This window comes from Pseudoruegeria aquimaris (assembly GCF_900172235.1).
Classification (GTDB): Bacteria; Pseudomonadota; Alphaproteobacteria; order Rhodobacterales; family Rhodobacteraceae; genus Pseudoruegeria; species Pseudoruegeria aquimaris.
The window spans coordinates 96,249-113,674 of the sequence record NZ_FWFQ01000007.1; the positions used below are offsets into that span (position 1 = coordinate 96,249).

Consider the following 17,426-nt stretch of genomic DNA (forward strand, 5'->3'; position numbering starts at 1 on the left):
CCTCCCTGCGATTTTCGCTTGGTTCGGGTATCGCAGGCCCTAGGCCCGCGCGCAAGTTTCGCCTGTGCCCGGTTGCGGCACATGGCGCGCGATCTCGGCGAAAAGCGCTTCGCGCCGGATGGGTTTCGCGAGGAAGCCGTTCATGCCGGCCGCATCGCAGGCCGCGCGGTCTGCGTCGGAGGCGTTGGCCGTCACCGCGACGATGGGCGTGGGCGTGCTCTGGCGGCGCTGCTCCTCGGCGCGGATGGCGGCGGTGGCCTCGAGCCCGGTGCAGACCGGCATGGCGAGATCCATGAGAATGATGTCGGGCTTGTCGGCGCGCCACTTCTCGATGGCTTCCTGCCCGTTCTCCGCGAATTCGGGCGAAAGCCCGCCGGCTTCCAGCATCTTGCGCAGCAGAAGCCTGTTGGTGCGGTTGTCTTCCGCCACGAGCACGCGCAGCCCGGAGGGAAGGGGCCGGCCGGGCGCTTTCGGGCGGGTGGCGGCGCCCTCCGAAGCGGTGGCCTCGCCGCCAGTCAGCGGCAGATCGAGGTGGAAGGTCGCGCCGGCGCCGGGGGTGGACTCGGCGCTCAGATCCCCTCCCATGCGCTTGGCGAGCGTCCGGCAGATCGCGAGCCCGAGCCCGACGCCCCCCTGCTCGCGGCGCTGGGGCGAATCCGCCGTCTGGAAAGGCTGGAACAGCCGCTCCAGCACCTCCGGGTCCATGCCCTTTCCGGTATCCTTGACCGTGATTCGGCAGGAGGCGTCACCGCGCCGTGTGAGCGAAACCGCGATGCAGCCGGCCTCGGTGAACTTGATGGCATTCGTCAGAAGGTTGAGCAGGATCTGCCGGACCCGGCCGGCATCGCCGCAGGTTTCCAGCGGGCCGTCGGGCACGTCACAGGCCAGCACGAGCCCCTTTTCGCGCGCGTTGGGCTGCATCAAGGTGCAGGTTTCCAGAACGCAGGCCGCAAGATCGTAGGGCTCGGGCCGTATTACCAGCCGGTCGGTTTCCAGCGCGGTGAAATCGAGGATGTCCGAAAGGATGCCGAGCAGGGCTGCGCCGGAGTTCTCGATCGTCCGCACGAGCAGCGCCTGATCTTCGGTAAGCTCGGTGTCCAGCAGTAGTTCCGTGGTGCCGATGATGCCGTTCATCGGCGTGCGCAGCTCGTGGCTCATCATCGCGAGGAAATCCGATTTCGCCCGGTTGGCCCGCTCCGCGTCGCGCCGCGCCCGCGCCAGCTCGGCTTCGCGGGCCTTGGCTTCCGTGATGTCGCGCTCGATGGCGACGCGCATGAGGACGTTGCCGCGATTGTCGAGGATCGGGGAGATCGAGGTTTCGACCCAGATCAGGCGCCCGTCCTTGCAGCGGTTCCGGATCTCCGTCCGGATGGGGGCGTTGCGGGCCACGGCGAGCTGGATCCGTTTGATCGTCTCCGGCGAGGTTTCCGGTGCGTTCAGCAGATCGCCGGGGCGTTTCCCGATCGCCTCTTCGCGGCTGTAGCCCGTCAGGCGCGTGAAGGTTTCGTTGACCCACTCGATGCGCCCTTCCGGATCGCTGATGATCACGCTGTCATTGGCGCGCTTGGCCACGTGGGCGAGCCGCAGCGCCTGCCGCGAATGCGCTTCGATGGCGGTCGCGGCTTCTTCCAGCCTGCGCCTGCCTTCCAGCATCCGGCGCTTGTCTTCGGTGCGGGCGAAATAGCTCCGGACGACGTAGCTCAGGAAAACGCCAGACACGTAGAACAGCAGCGCGGCGGCCAGCGTGTCGAACAGGAGCCGCGGGTTGATGACGCCGGTTTCGATCCAGTCGAACAGGAAGAAACTGCAGACGGCGCCGAATATGATGGCCATGCGGGCCCTTGACGCCAAGGGGCAATGGGGCAGGACGAGCCCGGCGTTGAGCAGGGCGCCGACCATGAAAGCGACGGTGAAGAAGCGCGTTTCTCCGCCCGGCGCTCCAAACCAGGCCAGAGCGCCGCAGGCTGCAAGCGTGCTGGCCTGAAAGGCGCCGGTGACGGCGGACCAGAACCTTATTCTTTCAAAGGGCCAGCCGTTGGTGCGCAGGCGGCCGAGCTGCAACAGAAACAGGCAATCCACCGCTTCACCGAAGAGCGCGAGGCAGACCGCCAGGGCCCCCACGGCCGGCGAAACCAGCCAGGCAAGCGCGATGCCGCCGATGGCCGTGGGGATCTGGCGCGACAGAAACTGCTCCACGCGACGGCGCGCGTAGCGCCGCAGGCGGCCCTCTTCGCTGTTGCGCCGTTCAAAGAGCGCCAGTTGCTCGGCGGCTCTTCCGCTGTCTGTCTGTTCCGCGGCCAAAACGAATGCTCATGGTTTCCAATGCCGCGAGGGTCGCAGGCGGAACTTAAGAAAACGCTACGGCGGCAGGAGGCTGCCCGATTTTTAAGGCCGGCCATTCAGCCCGGTTCCCCAGCCTGTTTTCTCGGGCCACTGTCTTTCTCAGGCCAGTGTCTTTTTCAGGCCAGTGTCACGCCGGCCTTGGCCATGGCGTCGCAGGCCGCGGCAAGCGATCCATCCAGGTCGATGGCCCGGCAAAGCGCCATCTCGACGGTGACCTCGAAACCGAGCCGCGCGGCGTCCAGCGCCGAATAGTTCACGCAGAAATCCGTGGCGAGGCCCACGAGCGTGACCCGCCGGACGCCGCGTTCGCGCAGGTAGCCTTCGAGGCCCGTCGGCGTGCTGCGATCGTTTTCGAAGAAGGCGGAATAGCTGTCGATGGCGCTGCGGAACCCCTTGCGCAGGATCAGATCGGCCGGCTCGGTGGCGAGGGCGGGATGAAACGCGGCGCCCGGCGTGCCCTGAACGCAGTGATCGGGCCAGAGCACCTGCGGGCCGTAGGGCATTTCCACCATGTCGAAGGGCGATTTTCCCGGATGGCTGCTGGCGAAGGAGGAGTGGCCGGCCGGGTGCCAATCCTGTGTCAGAACGCGCACCGCGAAATCCGCCATGCGGGCGTTGATCCCGGCCACGATTTCGTCGCCGCCCGCAACGGCGAGCGCGCCGCCGGGGCAGAAATCCTGCTGAACGTCGATCACGATGAGGGCTTCGTCTGGCTGGGGCATGGGCTGGCTCCGTTTTGAAGGTGCCCCAAGGCCTAGGCAATGGCCTGCCGCCCGTCAACGCCGGGTGCCGCCGCCCCTTGTGCCCGAACGCCCTTTTGCCTAGATGCGCGGCTATGTTTACCGTTGCCGCCCTCTATCACTTCACCCGGTTCGAAGATCCCGCCGCGCTCAAGGCGCCGTTGCAGGCGCTGTGCGACGCGCAGGGGATCAAGGGCACGCTCCTTCTGGCGCAGGAGGGCATCAACGGCACCGTTGCCGGCTCCCGCGCGGGGATCGATGCGCTGCTGGCCCATGTCCGGAGCCTGCCGGGCTGCGCCGATCTCGAACACAAGGAAAGCCTGTCCGAGGAGATGCCCTTCATCCGGATGAAAGTCCGCCTGAAGAAGGAGATCGTGACGATGGGCCAGCCCGACGTGGATCCGCGCGCCGCCGTCGGCCGCTACGTGGCTCCGAAGGAGTGGAACGACTTGATCCGCTCCGAGGATGTCGTCGTGATCGATACGCGCAACGACTACGAGGTGGCCATCGGCACGTTCGAAGGCGCGGTGGACCCGAAGACGAAGACTTTCGGCGAGTTTCCGGCCTGGTGGGAGGCCAACAAGGACAGGTTCCACAACAAGCGCGTGGCGATGTTCTGCACCGGCGGGATCCGCTGCGAGAAATCGACGAACTACCTGCTGGGGCAGGGGGTCGAGGAGGTGTTTCACCTGAAGGGCGGAATCCTGAAGTATCTCGAAGAGGTGCCGAAGGAGGAGAGCCTGTGGTCGGGGGAGTGCTTCGTCTTCGACGGGCGCGTGTCCGTCGGCCATGGGCTGGTGGAAGGGCCGCATGAGCTGTGCCACGCCTGCCGCCGTCCGATCACGCCGGAAGACATGCAGCGGCCGGACTACGAGGCCGGCGTGTCGTGCCGCCATTGCATCGACGAGCGCAGCGAGGCGGATCGGGCGCGCTTCCGGGAACGGCAGAAGCAGATCATGCTCGCGGCAAGGCGCGGCGCCCGCCACGTCGGGCCGGGGGCCGGCTGACGGCGGGTCTTGCAGGGGCTCCGCCCCCGCTCCCTGCGGGAGCTCCCCCGAGGTATTTTCAGCGAGAGGAAAGCCCGGGCGCGGCGCCTCAGCTGCGCCCGGCGAGTTTGGACCAGGCCGACTTCGCCAGTGTGCGCGCCATCATCGGCAGGGTGAATTCGCTGCGGAAGGCGGCCGCAAGTTCGTCTTCTCCGAGGCGGCGGATGCGGCGCACGGCGCGGTCCCAATCCTCGGGGCCGTAGGCGGCGGCGCGCTGGTTGGTCAGGTAGCCGAAGCGGTAGTTGCGCGCGTAGCGGCGGGCGCAGTCGCGCTCCCACTTGCCCAAGGCGGCGGCGTCGCCGTCAAGCGCCTTGCCGAGGGCCTTGCCGAGGGCCTTTCCGGAAGCGATGGCGGTGCGGATGCCTTCGCCCAGCGTGGGGGTGGCCATGTTGGCGCTGTCGCCGACGCGCACGACCGGGCCGAAGACCAGCCGGGGATCGTAGGGCGCGGAGGGCAGGATGCCGGCGTTGACATGCATCTCGGTGGGCCTGGGCAGCCCCATGCGTTCCAGTTCGCCGCTGGCGAGAAAACCCTCCATCAGGGCCTTGGGGCTTTCGGCGCTGTCGGGTTGTATGATGCCGATGCCGAGGCGCAGGGTGCCCTGACCGGTGGGCAGGGCCCATCCGTAGGCGGAGAGCGCGTGGCGCCCGAAGAAAAGCACGACGCGGTGCGGGTCCATGCCCTGGAGCGGGTATTCGTATTCGATGCCCACGGCCCGGCGCTCCGGGGGACTTGCGAGGCCGAGGGCGTTCAGGGCCGCGCAATGCCAGCCGGAGGCATCGACGAGGTAGCGTGACGTCACCTCGCGCTCGCCGTCCTTGGCCCGCAAGCGAGAGATGATCCGCGCGCCGTCCTGCCGGCTGCCGAGGTATTTCGTTGCGAGGAGCAGCTGCCTGTCGTGCCCGTCGGAGAGGCTTGCGAGGTGGCGGTAGGTCTGGGTCACGTCCAGCGCGACGACGGTGCGGCGCCGGATCTCGAAATGGGCGGATTCGTTGTCGGAGTAGATGTCCGTCCGGTGGATCGGGTGGAGGCAGTGATCGGGCAGGCCGAGGGCCTTTGCATCCGAGAGCCAGCTGACGCCGCTCGTGCGCACCGGCAGGCCGATGGCCTTGTCCTGGTGGGCGATCACGCAGCGCACCTGCGGGGGCAGGCCGGCGGCCACCGAAAGGCCGGCGGGGCCTCCGCCGACGATGAGAACATCGCACTCCGGCCGTGGCGGGCGCGTGGCATCCGGGGAAGCAGGTGGCATGGCGGCTCTTCAAATCACTGGCCCGGGCTTGGCCCGGATAATCCCTGCCGAGGCTACAGGGGCGGGCCGGCTACTTCAACGGTAGCCTTGGATCGCGCACCTGTGCCGATTCGTAGCTTGCGATCAGGAATTCGGCGCGCTTCAGGACGCGTTTCAGCTGGCAGTAGAGCTGTTCCATGTCCCTGGTGGCGGGGGCGAAATCCATGGCGTTGAAAGCGCAGGCGCTGGCATCGTAGCGGGCCCAGTCGGCCACGTAGCGTTTGAACCTCGCCTGGTGTTCACCGCTGTAGGTTGCGGCGGCGCGGCGCATCAGCCCTTCATGGATGCCATCCCATGCGCTGGTGAGCCGCACCAGGCAGCTGCGCTGGGCGCCCGCCGTCTCTGACGTGGATTTGGCCTCTTCCAGGCATTGGCTGGCGAATTCTTCGGAACAGGTGCCGGGATCACCGCCGCCGTCGAAACACAGCATGATCTGCACCACGTCCCCTTCGTCGGCGTTGGCGGGGGAGATGGCTCCGGACGACAGGAACCCGGCTGCGGCGAACAGCACGGCAGCCGCCGCCGCAATCGGGCCGGATATGGCAGGGCGCGTTGGAATCGGGGCCTCCTTCAGGGTAACGGCCGAATGTGATGCGCGCCCAACTTGCCGCCCGAGAGTGAGAGTCTGGTTAACCGCATTCCCGCGCGGGCGCGCATTTGGCTAAAATGCGCTTAAACTTGGAGGCAAATGCCATGGGGCACCGGCTCCGCCACCAAGCCGGGCATGACGCCTTCGGAAGGAAGCGCCGCGGGGGCAGCCCCGGTGGCAGTGGTGATGACGACCGCGCCCTTGCGGTGCCGCCTCTGCACGTAGGCATGGGCATCGGGCACGTCCTGCAGGGGGTAGATTCTGTCGATCACGGGGCGCAGCTGCCCGTTCCAGACCATCTCGGCGAGGGTTTCCAGATCCTCCGCCCTGTCTGCGTTGACGCCGATGTGGACGCGCGGCCCGCCGAACATGCGGCCACGCAGCGCATGGTAGATCTCGGGCAGGGAGAAATTGAGCGGCAGGAAAAGCCCGCCGGGCTTCAGGATTGCGCGCGAGGCAGGCACGTTCATGGCGCCGACGGTATCGAAAACGACGTCGTAGCGGCGGGGGCGATCAAGGGGCGATTCGGTGTGGTAGTCGATCACATCCTCTGCGCCCAGATCCCGGGCGAGCCAGCCGTTCGCGGCGCTGCACACGGCCGTCACCCGCGCACCGAGCGCCCTGGCGATCTGCACGGCATAGCTGCCCACGCCACCCGTCGCCCCGACCACCAGCACGTCCTGGCCGGGCGAGACCCGGGCGAAATCCCGCAGGAAGACGAGCGCGGCCAGCCCGCCGAAGGGCAGGGCGGCGGCTTCGGCGAAGCTCAGAGAGGCCGGGCTGGGCGCGACGCAGGCGTCTTCGCGGATGGCGAGGAACTCGGCGTTCGCCCCGTGGCCGCTGAAGCCGAACACGCTGTCGCCCGGTTTGAAGCGGCGCACCGCGCGCCCGGTTTCCACGACCCGCCCGGCGAACTCTCCGCCCGGGATGGCGTGGCGGGGCCGGAACAGGCCCGTCATCAGCCGGCCCGGAAGCCAGAGTGCGGGCGGAAAGGCGGCGGCGCGCATCCGCCAGTCCGCCGTGGTCACCGAACTCGCGTGAACCTTCACCAGGATCTCGTCCTCTCCGGTTTTGGGCAGCGGCGCCTCGCCCAGGCTGAGGACTTCAGGGCCGCCGTACCGCGTGTGAACAATCGCTTTCATCCGTCTGTCTCCGTGCTTCGATCACGGCGGAAGATAGACGGCCGACCGGCGCGGCAGAATTGACGGAATTCAGATAATCGCTATGCGTATCTGCATGGATTGGCGCTCTGTCGGATTTGACTGGAACCGGGCGCGGGCTTTTCTGGTGACCGCCGAGGAGGGTTCGCTCTCCGCGGCTGCGCGGGCGCTGGGGATGACCCAGCCGACGCTGGGCCGGCAGGTCTCCGCGCTGGAGGAGGAACTGGGCGTCGCCCTGTTCGAGCGCGAGGGCACGCGGCTGGCGCTCACCCCCGCGGGGCGCGAGATGGTTGAGCATGTGCGCGCGATGGGCGAGGCCGCGGCGAACGTGGCGCTCACCGCTTCGGGGCAGTCGCAATCGCTGGAGGGCAACCTCTGCATCACCGCCAGCGAGTTCTTTTCGGCGCGGATCCTCGCGGAGTTGATGGTGGGATTCCGGGCCCGGCATCCCGGCATCCAGATCGAGATCGTGGCGGCCAACGACGTGCGGGACCTGCGCCGGAGAGAAGCCGACATCGCGATCCGCAACACGCAGCCCACGCAGCCTGATCTCATCGCCCGCAAGCTGGGCGACAGCACCGGCGGCTTCTATGCCGCGAAATCCCTGCTGGATCGCCGGGGTCGCCCACGGGACGCGGCCGAAATGCTGGCGCTGGGGATGATCGGCTTCTGCGACAATGCGCAGATGGTGGCCGGGTTGAACCGGATGGGATACCCCGCGCAGGACGGCGATTTCGTGGCCTTGAGCAACAGTCACCTCGTGCAGTGGGACATGGTGCGCGCCGGGCTGGGCGTCGGGGTCTTTCCCTGCCTGCAGGCCGATGCGGCACCAGACGTGGAGCGGGTGCTGCCCGAGGCCGATCCCATGCGCTTTCCGGTGTGGCTGGTGGCCCATCGCGAAGTGAAATCGAACCGGCGCGTGCGGCTGGCCTTCGATTACCTCGCCGAGCATTTCCCGATCGGGTGAGGCGCGCGCAGCCGTTTGGACGATGCCAAAAACGAAAAGACCGGAGCTGATGCTCCGGCCTTTTCGCAGTCTGGTGTGTCGCGGCTTACTGGCGTTCTTCTGCCATCTGGGCCGGCGCGGCTTCCTCGCGCGGTTCGCGCGGGGGGCGGCCGATCACTTCGCGCAGTTCGTCCAGCTCGATGAAGTTGTCGGCCTGACGGCGGAGTTCATCGGCGATCATCGGCGGCTGCGAACGGATCGTGGAGACAACGGAGACCCGCACGCCCTGGCGTTGCAGGCTTTCCACGAGCGGCCGGAAATCCCCATCCCCGGAGAACAGCACGATGTGATCCACATGCGGAGCAAGCTCCATGGCATCCACCGTCAGCTCGATGTCCATGTTCCCCTTGACCTTGCGGCGGCCCTGGGAGTCCGTGTACTCCTTGGCCGGCTTGGTCACCATGGTGAAGCCGTTGTAGTTGAGCCAGTCCACCAGCGGGCGGATCGGCGAGTAGTCGTCGTTTTCCAGAAGCGCCGTGTAGTAAAAGGCGCGAAGGAGTTTGCCCCGACGCATGAATTCCTGACGGAGGAGCTTGTAATCGATGTCAAACCCAAGCGCTTTGGCAGCGGCATACAGGTTCGAACCATCGATGAACAGCGCAAGCCGTTCGTCTCGGTAGAACATCTATCTAAACCTTCCAACTAAGGTAGACGCGATCGTGTTGTGAGTGAGTGAAAAATAGAGATGATCGCGAAACCACCTTAAAAATAGGGCAATCGCCGTGGTGCCTCAACCCTCGTCCAGTCACAAAACCGAAACAATTGCCCTGATAGCGCTGGGCGGTAACGTAACGTCATCCATCGGGACGCCGCTTCAGACGCTGCAATCGGCGATCCGGGAGCTCGCCGCCGAGGTGGGCACGATTCGCCGAAGAAGCCGCTTTTTCCGCACCCCTTGCTTTCCGGCCGGCGCCGGGCCGGACTACGTGAACGCGGCCATCGCGCTGGAAACGCGCCTTGCGCCGCGCCCGCTTCTGGACGCCCTGCACCGGATCGAAGCCGCCTTCGGGCGCGAGCGGGTCGAGCGCTGGGGTCAGCGCACACTGGACCTTGATCTGCTGGCCTACGGGGATCTCGTCCTGCCCGATCTCGCCACGCAGGATCGTTGGCGCAACCTGCCCGAGCAGGAGCAGCGCCTGCGCGCGCCCGATGATCTGGTGCTGCCGCATCCCCGCCTCCAGGAGCGTGCCTTCGTGCTGATTCCCCTCGCCGAGGTCGCGCCGGAGTGGCGCCATCCCGTTCTGGGGCTCACGGTGGCGCAGATGCGCGAATCCCTGTCTGCCGAGGCCTGCGAAGGGGTCGAGCCGCTGGCGGAGAGCCGCCGGGCCGGTGCGTGAACCGTTCAAATCCGTGAAATATGGGGCAAACGCCCCTGTTTTGCGCTTGTCAATACCCGTCCGAGGGCCTAGATAGGCGGCTTCGACACACCCTGCAGGAAAATGGAGTCGTCATGGCCCGCGTTACCGTAGAAGATTGCGTAGACAAGGTTCCGAACCGGTTCGAGCTGGTCATGCTCGCCGCGCACCGTGCTCGCGAAATCTCCGCCGGCGCCGAGATCACCGTGGATCGTGACAACGACAAGAACCCCGTCGTCGCCCTGCGCGAGATCGCCGAGGAAACCCAGTCGGCACAGGAGCTGCGCGAGCGCCTGATCGAATCCAACCAGACCCAGATCGAGGTGGACGAGCCGGAAGAAGACGCGATGGCGCTTCTGATGGGTGCCGAGCAGGACAAGCCGGCGCAGGACGACATGAGCGAAGAGAAACTGCTGCGCGCGCTGATGGAAGCGCAGGGGCAGCGCTGAGGCAACGTCAGGAACCTCACAACCCGTGAAGGGCGCGGACCGGAGATGATCGCAGTCGAAGACCTGATCGCGCTGGTCCGCAACTACAATCCCAATACCGACGCGGAACGCATCCGGAAGGCCTATGCCTACGGGATGGCCATGCACGAGGGGCAGTTCCGCCGCTCCGGCGAGCCCTATTTCACCCATCCGGTGGCCGTCGCCGCGATCCTGACCGAGCAGCGGCTCGATGACGATACGATCATCACCGCGCTCCTGCACGACACCATCGAGGACACCAAATCCACTTATGGCGAAGTGGCCGAGATGTTCGGCACCGAGGTCGCGGAGCTGGTGGATGGCGTCACCAAGCTGACGAACCTGCAGCTGTCCTCCTCCGGCACCAAGCAGGCCGAGAACTTCCGCAAGCTGTTCATGGCGATGAGCAAGGATCTGCGGGTGATCCTCGTCAAGCTCGCCGACCGCCTGCACAACATGCGCACCATCAAGGCGATGAGCCCGGAGAAGCAGGCCCAGAAGGCCCGCGAAACGATGGACATTTTCGCGCCGCTGGCCGGGCGCATGGGGATGCACTGGATGCGCGAGGAGCTTGAGGATCTCGCTTTCCGCGTGCTCAACCCCGAGGCCCGCAACTCGATCATCCGCCGCTTCATCACGCTCCAGCGCGAAACCGGCGACGTGATCCACAAGATCACCCGCGACATCCGCAAGGAACTGGACGACGCCGGCATCGAGGCCGACGTCTTCGGCCGGGCCAAGAAGCCCTATTCGATCTGGCGCAAGATGGAGGCCAAGCACATCGGCTTCTCCCGCCTCTCCGACATCTACGGCTTCCGGGTCATCACCAAGTCGGACGCGGATTGCTACCGGGTGCTCGGCGCGATCCACCGCCGCTGGCGCGCGGTGCCGGGGCGGTTCAAGGATTACATCAGCCAGCCGAAATCCAACGGCTACCGCTCGATCCACACCACGGTATCCGGCCGGGACGGCAAACGCGTCGAAGTCCAGATCCGGACGCGCCAGATGCACGAGGTGGCCGAATCCGGCGTCGCGGCGCATTGGGCCTACCGTGACGGCGTGCGCGGCGAGAACCCCTTCGCGGTGGACCCGGCGAAATGGGTCGCCGGGCTGACGGAGCGGTTCGACAGCGCCGAGAACACCGATGAATTCCTCGAGCACGTGAAGCTCGAGATGTATTCGGACCAGGTCTTCTGCTTCACGCCCAAGGGCGAGGTGGTCAAGCTGCCGCGCGGGGCGACGCCGCTCGATTTCGCCTACGCGATCCACACCCGCATCGGCGACAGCTGCGTGGGCGCCAAGGTCGATGGGCTGCGCGTGCCGCTCTGGACGCGTCTGAAGAACGGCCAGTCGGTGGAGATCATCACCGCCGAGGGCCAGCGCCCGCAGGCCACGTGGCTCGACATCGTGACGACGGGGCGCGCCAAGGCCGCCATCCGCCGGTCGCTGCGCGAGGAGGATCGCGAGCGCTTCATCAAGCTCGGCCGCGAACTGGCGCGCGTGGCCTTCGAGCATGTCGGCAAGAAGGTGACGGACAAAGCGCTGCGCACCGCCGCCGCCAACCTGCGCCTGAAGGACGCCGAGGAACTGCTGGCGCGGCTGGGCAGCGCGGAGCTGAAAGCGCGGGACGTGGTGGAAGTGCTCTACCCGGATCTCGCCCCCGAAAGCGGTGCGGAGATCGACGCCTCCCGCGCCGTGATCGGCCTGTCCGAAGACCAGAGCTTCCACCGGGCGCCCTGCTGCCAGCCCGTTCCGGGCGAACGGATCGTGGGGCTCACCTTCCGCGGGGCAGGGGTCGTGGTGCACGCCATCGACTGCCCGCGCATGGGCGACTACGAAGACCAGATGGAGCGCTGGGTGGATCTGCACTGGCACTCCGGGCGGCACAAGGCGGCCTACGACGTGACGCTGGACGTGACTCTTTCCAACGATGCCGGCGTGCTGGGACGAATCTGCACATTGATCGGGGAGCAGAAGGCCAATATCTCGGATCTGCACTTCAAGGATCGCAAGCCGGATTTCTACCGCCTGTACATCGACGTCGAGGTGAGGGACGTGGAGCATCTCCATGCCATCATCACCGCCCTGGACGCCGAGACGGACGTTGCCGCGGTGGAGCGCCTGCGCGACCTGACCCGCAAGGACAACCCCTAGCCCTGCACCCGCACTGAACCCGCCCCGAAACCCGGCAAGGATACGCCCGTTGGTTTTCAAACGCCGAGACAGACGCCCACTGCACCACGCCGTGATGGATTTCGTCTATCCGCGGCGGGGCTGGGGCCGGGGATTCAGCTACCTCAAGCACCGGCTGCGCCGCCTGCCGGACACCCCCGAGAAGATAGCGCGCGGCATCTTCGCCGGCGTCTTCGTGTGTTTCACCCCGTTCTTCGGGCTGCATTTCTTCGCCGCGGCCCTCCTCGCGATGATCCTGCGCGGCAATGTCGTGGCCTCTCTGCTGGCCACCTTCTTCGGCAACCCGATCACCTTCCCCTTCATCGCCGTCGTTTCGATGAAGACGGGCCACTTCCTGATCGGGGAGACATACAGCGCAGAGGAAAGCCGCTCGCTCTACCAGAATTTCCGGGGCGCGGCGGCCGACGTGAAGGACAACTTCCTCGCCATCTTTTCCGATCGCACCGCGGACTGGTCCCAGCTGGGCCAGTTCTACCACGATGTCTACCTGCCCTATCTCGTGGGTGGGCTGATCCCCGGCCTGATTGCCGGCATCGTGGCCTACTACATGAGCGTTCCGGTGATCGCGGCCTACCAGAAACGCCGCAAGGGCCGGCTGAAGAAGAAACTCGAACAACTCCGCTCCAAGGCCGCGAAGGCGGCTGACGAGGCCGCCTCCGGGCGTTAACCTGCGCATCGCAGACCCGGCGCGACAGAGGAAGGAAACACCGCACCATGACGACCGCCCCCCTTGGCAAGCTGCGGCTTGGCGTCAACATCGATCACGTGGCCACCGTGCGCAACGCCCGCGGCGGGGCCTACCCCGATCCGCTGCGCGCGGCCAAACTGGCCGAAGAGGCCGGGGCCGATGGCATCACCGCGCACCTGCGCGAGGATCGCCGTCACATCTCGGACGCCGACATCGAGGGGCTGATGGAGGTGCTCACCGTGCCGCTGAACTTCGAGATGGCGGCCACCGAAGAAATGCAGGCCATCGCCTTGCGCCACAAGCCCCATGCCGTGTGCATCGTGCCGGAGAAACGCGAGGAGCGGACCACCGAGGGCGGGCTGGAAGTCGCGCGGGAGGAAAACCGCCTGGCCCATTTCATCGCGCCGCTGCGCGATGCGGGCTGCCGGGTGTCGATCTTCATCGCCGCCGACAAGCGCCAGATCGAGGCGGCGCACCGGATCGGCGCGGCGGTGATCGAGCTGCACACCGGTGCCTATTGCGATGCCCATGCCGAGGGGCGCTTCGCCGACCGCGACCGCGAGCTGGAGGCCCTGCGCGAGATGTCGGCCTTCGCGCATTCGCTGGGGCTTGAGGTGCACGCGGGCCACGGGCTGACCTATGAAACCGTGCAGCCGGTGGCGGCTTTTCCGGAAGTCATGGAGCTCAACATCGGCCATTTCCTGATCGGCGAAGCGATCTTCCGCGGTCTGTCTCCGGCAATCGCCGAAATGCGGCGGCTGATGGACGAGGCCCGCGCATGAAGCCGAACCTGATCCGCTACGGCGGCACCGTGATCGCCACCGTCTTCGCTCTGGCGATCCTGAACGCGCTGACGCTTCAGTACCTGGGCGTCCGAATCCCGCCGGCGGCGACGGTTCTCGTGCCGCTGATGCTGGCGGCGGCCCGCGAGGGGCAGATCGCTGCGCGCGGAAAGGCCCCGGCGCCGGATCTCAAGATGCTCGCCGGTGCGGCGGGCCTCTGCACGCTGATCTTCGCCGTGATCGCCCTTTGCCTGTTCGTGATCCTGCGCCTCACGCTGGGCGAGGCCTTCACCATGCCGGGCGGCGGCGCGGCGCGCTACGGGCTCACGCTCTTCACGCTCGTCGCGGCCTTCGTCGTCAACGCGTCCTTCCTCTCGATCGGGCATCGGACCGAGGCCCGCAAGCTGGCGCAGAAGGCAGGCGAATGATCCTCGGCATCGGCACCGATCTGGCCAACATCGAGCGGATCGAGGCCACGCTGGAACGCTTTGGCGATCGCTTCCGCAACCGCGTCTTCACCGAGGCGGAGCAGGCCAAGGCCGAGCGCCGGCGGGATACGGCTGGCACCTATGCCAAGCGCTGGGCCGCGAAGGAGGCCTGTTCCAAGGCGCTGGGCACCGGCCTGCGCATGGGCATCGCCTGGAAGGACATGAGCGTCACCAATCTGCGCAGCGGCCAGCCGGTCATGCATGTCACGGGCTGGGCGGCGGAGCGGCTGAAGGCGATGACTCCCGAGGGCCACGAGGCGATCATCCATGTAACCCTGACAGACGATCACCCCTGGGCGCAGGCCTTCGTGGTGATCGAGGCGCGGCCCATTGTGCGTGTCTGACGAATCCCTTTGCCGGTGTCGCCCGGCGGCACGCCGGGCAGCGCCTGCCTGCCCCCCGGCAGGCGCTTTCGCGCCCGCCCAGGCACGCGCCGCCCTTCGGTTCGACGCACAACCCTGTCAGGTCTTCGCCCGCCCCCCGGGTTGACACCCCGCGGCGCTGAGGCCAAGACAAACCCAACCAATCCCGAGCAGGAATCCCTTTCATGGCCGCGAAAGCAGAAAAAGAAGAAGGCATCATGGAGACCGTCAAGACGGTCGTCTACGCGCTTCTGATCGCCGGCGTCTTCCGGACGCTCTTCTTCCAGCCCTTCTGGATCCCCTCGGGCTCGATGAAGGACACGCTGCTGATCGGCGATTTCCTTTTCGTCAACAAGATGGCCTATGGCTACTCCAAGCACTCCTGCCCCTTCTCCATGTGCCCGATCCCGGGCCGGATCTTCGGCAGCGAGCCGGAACGCGGGGATGTCGTCGTGTTCCGCCACCCGGTGAACAACACCGATTTCATCAAGCGCCTGATCGGCCTGCCCGGCGACAGAATCCAGGTGCGCGACGGCGTGCTTTTCATCAATGGCGAAGAGGCCGTGCAGACGCCTGCCGGCACCTTCACCGAGACCTTCGAAAAGCAGGGCCCGGTGGGCAACATGCCGCGCTGCACCACGCCCGTGGGCATCGGGGCCGACTGCGAGAAGGACAAGTTCATCGAAACGCTGCCCGGCGGCGTCTCGCATTCCATTCTCAACATCACCAATTCCGCCACCGACAACACCGGCGTCTTCACGGTGCCCGAAGGCCACTACTTCTTCATGGGCGACAACCGCGACAACTCCACCGACAGCCGCGTGTCCCAGCAGGTGGGCGGGGTCGGCTTCGTGCCCTACGAAAACCTGATCGGCCGCGCCGACCGGGTGATGTTCTCTTCCGCCGGCCGCTCCCTGTTCTACGTCTGGACGTGGCGCGGCGACCGTTTCTTCAAGAGGATCGAGTGAAACTATCCGCTGAACTGAAAGCGTTCGAGGCCCGCATCGGGCACAGGTTCAAACGGCCCGAGCTTCTGCTGCGGGCCGTTACGCATTCCTCCATGGCGTCGCCTACCCGGAAGGACAACCAGCGCCTCGAGTTCCTCGGCGACCGCGTGCTCGGCCTGACGATGGCGGGCGCGCTCTTCGCCGCCGATTCCGAGGCCACCGAGGGCCAGCTGGCCCCGCGCTTCAACGCCCTCGTGCGCAAGGAGACCTGTGCCGACGTGGCACGCGAGGTCGATCTGGGGGCGGTCTTGAAACTCGGGCGCTCCGAGATGATGTCTGGCGGGCGGCGCAAGGCCGCGCTCCTGGGCGATGCCATGGAGGCCGTGATCGCGGCCGTGTACCTCGATGCCGGTTTCGAAACGGCGCAGGCCATGGTGCTGAAGCTCTGGGGCAACCGCATCCACACCGTGGAGACCGACAGCCGGGACGCCAAGACGGCGCTCCAGGAATGGGCGCAGGCCCGCAAACAACAACCGCCGCGCTACACGCAGCTCAAACGGGAAGGCCCGGATCACGCCCCCGTTTTCACCATCGAGGTGAAGCTGGAAAGCGGCGAAAGCGAAAAGGCCACGGCCGGTTCGAAGCGGCAGGCCGAACAGGCCGCCGCCAAGGCGTTGCTGGCCCGTATGGAGAAAGATGATGAGTGATACGCGTGCCGGCTTCGTTGCCCTGATCGGGGAACCCAACGCCGGGAAATCGACGCTGCTGAACCGCATGGTCGGGGCCAAGGTCTCGATCGTGACGCACAAGGTGCAGACAACCCGCGCCCGCATCCGCGGCGTCGCGATCGAGGGCGAAAGCCAGATCGTCTTCGTGGACACGCCCGGCCTGTTCCGTCCGCGCCGCCGGCTGGACCGCGCCATGGTCGCCGCCGCCTGGACGGGTGCCGCCGATGCCGATGTCGTGGTGATGATGGTGGAGGCCCACCGGGGCATCACCGAAGGCGTCGAGGCCATTCTCGACGGGCTGAAGGAGCGCGAAACCGGCCGGAAGGTCGCGCTGGCGATCAACAAGATCGACCGCGTGGCCTCGGAGGTTCTGCTGAAGCTCACCAAGGATCTGAACGAGCGCTTCGCCTTTGCCGAGACCTTCATGATTTCCGCCGAGAAGGGCCACGGCGTGGAGGATCTGCGCAAGTGGCTGGCGCAGGAGGTGCCCGCCGGGCCGTGGCTCTACCCGGAAGATCAGATCGCCGATCTGCCCATGCGCATGATCGCCGCCGAGATGACCCGCGAAAAACTCACCCTGCGCCTGCACCAGGAGCTGCCCTACCAGCTCACCGTGGAAACAGAGAACTGGGAAGAGCGCAAGGACGGCTCCGCCCGCATCGATCAGGTGATCTACGTGGCGCGCGATGGCCACAAGGGGATCATCCTCGGCAAGAAGGGCGAAACCATCAAGGGCGTCTCGCAGGCGGCCCGCGCCGAGCTTCAGGAGTTCCTGGGCCGTCCGGTGCACCTGTTCCTCCAGGTGAAGGTGCGCCCGAACTGGCTTGAGGAGAAGGAGCGCTACTCCGAGATGGGCCTCGATTTCAAAGACGGCAACGCATGAGCCGGCTGACGGCGGAGTTCTGGGTCTCTGCCTACCTCACGCGGCTGCGGCTGCGCGACATTCCGGCCTTTGTCACCGCCAAGGGCGATCTCACGGCCGGCGCCGTCCTGGTCAAGCTCAACACGCTCGACGGCCAGGCCCGCGCCTTCCAGCGCAGCTTCGACCTGATGACGGGCGAGCGCGCCTGGGTGGTGCTGGCCGAAGGGGCCGAGGCGGATGTGGACGCCGCCATCGCGCGCCAGCGCTCCTTCGATCCGGATCTCTGGGTCATCGAAGTGGAGGATCGCGCCGGGCGCCACCTGCTTGAGGAAGACGGGCTTGCCGGCTGAGGCCCTCGCGGGAAGAATGCCGTGCAGGGTAA

General features: G+C 66.6%; 19 protein-coding genes. 13 read left to right on the forward strand and 6 right to left on the reverse strand.

Going from position 1 to position 17,426, the window contains the following annotated elements:
- Nucleotides 1-39: 39 nt before the first annotated feature.
- Both PSA7680_RS06665 and pncA read right to left on the reverse strand, forming a co-directional pair.
- Entirely contained in the window at nt 40-2,301 is a 2,262-nt protein-coding gene (locus PSA7680_RS06665; protein WP_085867894.1) for an ATP-binding protein, read from the reverse strand.
- 158 nt (nt 2,302-2,459) lie between these two features.
- The gene (pncA, locus tag PSA7680_RS06670) at nt 2,460-3,065 is read right to left on the reverse strand and encodes a bifunctional nicotinamidase/pyrazinamidase (protein ID WP_085867895.1); all 606 of its coding nucleotides are present in this window, start codon (nt 3,063-3,065) and stop codon (nt 2,460-2,462) included.
- Nucleotides 3,066-3,178: 113 nt separating this feature from the next.
- On the opposite strand from pncA, the gene trhO reads away from it, so the two are divergent.
- The gene (gene trhO / locus PSA7680_RS06675) at nt 3,179-4,090 is read left to right on the forward strand and encodes an oxygen-dependent tRNA uridine(34) hydroxylase TrhO (RefSeq protein WP_085867896.1); all 912 of its coding nucleotides are present in this window, start codon (nt 3,179-3,181) and stop codon (nt 4,088-4,090) included.
- An 88-nt stretch (nt 4,091-4,178) separates the two neighbouring features.
- Here the strand turns inward: trhO and PSA7680_RS06680 are convergent, their stop codons facing one another.
- From PSA7680_RS06680 to PSA7680_RS06690, 3 genes are all read right to left on the reverse strand, one after another.
- Nucleotides 4,179-5,378 (reverse strand): FAD-dependent monooxygenase, encoded by a 1,200-nt coding sequence (locus PSA7680_RS06680; RefSeq protein WP_085867897.1) that lies wholly within the window; start codon nt 5,376-5,378, stop codon nt 4,179-4,181.
- 70 nt (nt 5,379-5,448) lie between these two features.
- Nucleotides 5,449-5,928, reverse strand: coding sequence for a lysozyme inhibitor LprI family protein (locus PSA7680_RS06685; protein ID WP_085867898.1), 480 nt, complete (start codon nt 5,926-5,928; stop codon nt 5,449-5,451).
- Nucleotides 5,929-6,089: 161 nt separating this feature from the next.
- Nucleotides 6,090-7,148 carry an NAD(P)-dependent alcohol dehydrogenase gene (locus tag PSA7680_RS06690; protein ID WP_085867899.1) on the reverse strand — a complete coding sequence of 353 codons (1,059 nt, stop codon included), beginning with the start codon at nt 7,146-7,148 and terminating at the stop codon, nt 6,090-6,092.
- Nucleotides 7,149-7,242: 94 nt separating this feature from the next.
- On the opposite strand from PSA7680_RS06690, the gene PSA7680_RS06695 reads away from it, so the two are divergent.
- A complete protein-coding gene (locus tag PSA7680_RS06695; RefSeq protein ID WP_176244090.1) occupies nt 7,243-8,133 on the forward strand; it encodes a LysR family transcriptional regulator in 891 nt (296 codons plus the stop codon).
- Between the two features lie 85 nt (nt 8,134-8,218).
- On the opposite strand, the gene PSA7680_RS06700 is transcribed toward PSA7680_RS06695, so the two are convergent.
- Nucleotides 8,219-8,797: a LabA-like NYN domain-containing protein gene (locus PSA7680_RS06700; protein ID WP_085867901.1), complete on the reverse strand. Its 579-nt coding sequence runs from the start codon at nt 8,795-8,797 to the stop codon at nt 8,219-8,221.
- A 97-nt stretch (nt 8,798-8,894) separates the two neighbouring features.
- Here PSA7680_RS06700 and folK point away from each other — a divergent pair, with 97 nt between their 5' ends.
- The 11 genes from folK (at nt 8,895) to PSA7680_RS06755 (ending at nt 17,394) form a co-directional block, all read left to right on the forward strand.
- Nucleotides 8,895-9,509 carry a 2-amino-4-hydroxy-6-hydroxymethyldihydropteridine diphosphokinase gene (folK, locus tag PSA7680_RS06705; RefSeq protein WP_245824497.1) on the forward strand — a complete coding sequence of 205 codons (615 nt, stop codon included), beginning with the start codon at nt 8,895-8,897 and terminating at the stop codon, nt 9,507-9,509.
- Between the two features lie 113 nt (nt 9,510-9,622).
- The gene (gene rpoZ / locus PSA7680_RS06710) at nt 9,623-9,976 is read left to right on the forward strand and encodes a DNA-directed RNA polymerase subunit omega (protein ID WP_085867902.1); all 354 of its coding nucleotides are present in this window, start codon (nt 9,623-9,625) and stop codon (nt 9,974-9,976) included.
- 45 nt (nt 9,977-10,021) lie between these two features.
- Nucleotides 10,022-12,148, forward strand: a complete 2,127-nt coding sequence (locus tag PSA7680_RS06715; protein WP_085867903.1) for a RelA/SpoT family protein — start codon at nt 10,022-10,024, stop codon at nt 12,146-12,148.
- A 49-nt stretch (nt 12,149-12,197) separates the two neighbouring features.
- Entirely contained in the window at nt 12,198-12,854 is a 657-nt protein-coding gene (locus tag PSA7680_RS06720; RefSeq protein ID WP_085867904.1) for a DUF2062 domain-containing protein, read from the forward strand.
- Between the two features lie 47 nt (nt 12,855-12,901).
- Nucleotides 12,902-13,657: a pyridoxine 5'-phosphate synthase gene (locus tag PSA7680_RS06725; RefSeq protein ID WP_085867905.1), complete on the forward strand. Its 756-nt coding sequence runs from the start codon at nt 12,902-12,904 to the stop codon at nt 13,655-13,657.
- A complete protein-coding gene (locus PSA7680_RS06730) occupies nt 13,654-14,085 on the forward strand; it encodes an ABZJ_00895 family protein (RefSeq protein WP_085867906.1) in 432 nt (143 codons plus the stop codon). Before PSA7680_RS06725 ends, PSA7680_RS06730 begins: the two co-directional genes overlap by 4 nt.
- Nucleotides 14,082-14,489: a holo-ACP synthase gene (gene acpS, locus PSA7680_RS06735; protein ID WP_085867907.1), complete on the forward strand. Its 408-nt coding sequence runs from the start codon at nt 14,082-14,084 to the stop codon at nt 14,487-14,489. Before PSA7680_RS06730 ends, acpS begins: the two co-directional genes overlap by 4 nt.
- A gap of 203 nt (nt 14,490-14,692) precedes the next feature.
- Nucleotides 14,693-15,475, forward strand: coding sequence for a signal peptidase I (gene lepB, locus PSA7680_RS06740; RefSeq protein WP_085867908.1), 783 nt, complete (start codon nt 14,693-14,695; stop codon nt 15,473-15,475).
- A complete protein-coding gene (gene rnc, locus PSA7680_RS06745) occupies nt 15,472-16,161 on the forward strand; it encodes a ribonuclease III (protein WP_085867909.1) in 690 nt (229 codons plus the stop codon). Before lepB ends, rnc begins: the two co-directional genes overlap by 4 nt.
- Nucleotides 16,154-17,065 carry a GTPase Era gene (gene era / locus PSA7680_RS06750; RefSeq protein WP_085867910.1) on the forward strand — a complete coding sequence of 304 codons (912 nt, stop codon included), beginning with the start codon at nt 16,154-16,156 and terminating at the stop codon, nt 17,063-17,065. Before rnc ends, era begins: the two co-directional genes overlap by 8 nt.
- On the forward strand, nt 17,062-17,394 hold the full coding sequence (locus tag PSA7680_RS06755; protein WP_085867911.1) for a DUF1491 family protein: 333 nt from the start codon (nt 17,062-17,064) through the stop codon (nt 17,392-17,394). The genes era and PSA7680_RS06755 overlap by 4 nt, the downstream gene beginning before the upstream one ends.
- Nucleotides 17,395-17,426: the final 32 nt, after the last annotated feature.

What these genes read in the sequence shown, in the direction of transcription:
- PSA7680_RS06700 (WP_085867901.1), bottom strand. Translation starts at nt 8,797, where the DNA reads ATGTTCTACCGAGACGAACGGCTTGCGCTGTTCATCGATGGTTCGAAC.
- PSA7680_RS06680 (WP_085867897.1), bottom strand. Translation starts at nt 5,378, where the DNA reads ATGCCACCTGCTTCCCCGGATGCCACGCGCCCGCCACGGCCGGAGTGC.
- PSA7680_RS06755 (WP_085867911.1), top strand. Translation starts at nt 17,062, where the DNA reads ATGAGCCGGCTGACGGCGGAGTTCTGGGTCTCTGCCTACCTCACGCGG.
- era (WP_085867910.1), top strand. Translation starts at nt 16,154, where the DNA reads ATGAGTGATACGCGTGCCGGCTTCGTTGCCCTGATCGGGGAACCCAAC.
- trhO (WP_085867896.1), top strand. Translation starts at nt 3,179, where the DNA reads ATGTTTACCGTTGCCGCCCTCTATCACTTCACCCGGTTCGAAGATCCC.
- pncA (WP_085867895.1), bottom strand. Translation starts at nt 3,065, where the DNA reads ATGCCCCAGCCAGACGAAGCCCTCATCGTGATCGACGTTCAGCAGGAT.
- PSA7680_RS06715 (WP_085867903.1), top strand. Translation starts at nt 10,022, where the DNA reads ATGATCGCAGTCGAAGACCTGATCGCGCTGGTCCGCAACTACAATCCC.
- lepB (WP_085867908.1), top strand. Translation starts at nt 14,693, where the DNA reads ATGGCCGCGAAAGCAGAAAAAGAAGAAGGCATCATGGAGACCGTCAAG.
- PSA7680_RS06690 (WP_085867899.1), bottom strand. Translation starts at nt 7,148, where the DNA reads ATGAAAGCGATTGTTCACACGCGGTACGGCGGCCCTGAAGTCCTCAGC.
- rpoZ (WP_085867902.1), top strand. Translation starts at nt 9,623, where the DNA reads ATGGCCCGCGTTACCGTAGAAGATTGCGTAGACAAGGTTCCGAACCGG.
- PSA7680_RS06725 (WP_085867905.1), top strand. Translation starts at nt 12,902, where the DNA reads ATGACGACCGCCCCCCTTGGCAAGCTGCGGCTTGGCGTCAACATCGAT.
- acpS (WP_085867907.1), top strand. Translation starts at nt 14,082, where the DNA reads ATGATCCTCGGCATCGGCACCGATCTGGCCAACATCGAGCGGATCGAG.
- PSA7680_RS06695 (WP_176244090.1), top strand. Translation starts at nt 7,243, where the DNA reads ATGGATTGGCGCTCTGTCGGATTTGACTGGAACCGGGCGCGGGCTTTT.
- PSA7680_RS06730 (WP_085867906.1), top strand. Translation starts at nt 13,654, where the DNA reads ATGAAGCCGAACCTGATCCGCTACGGCGGCACCGTGATCGCCACCGTC.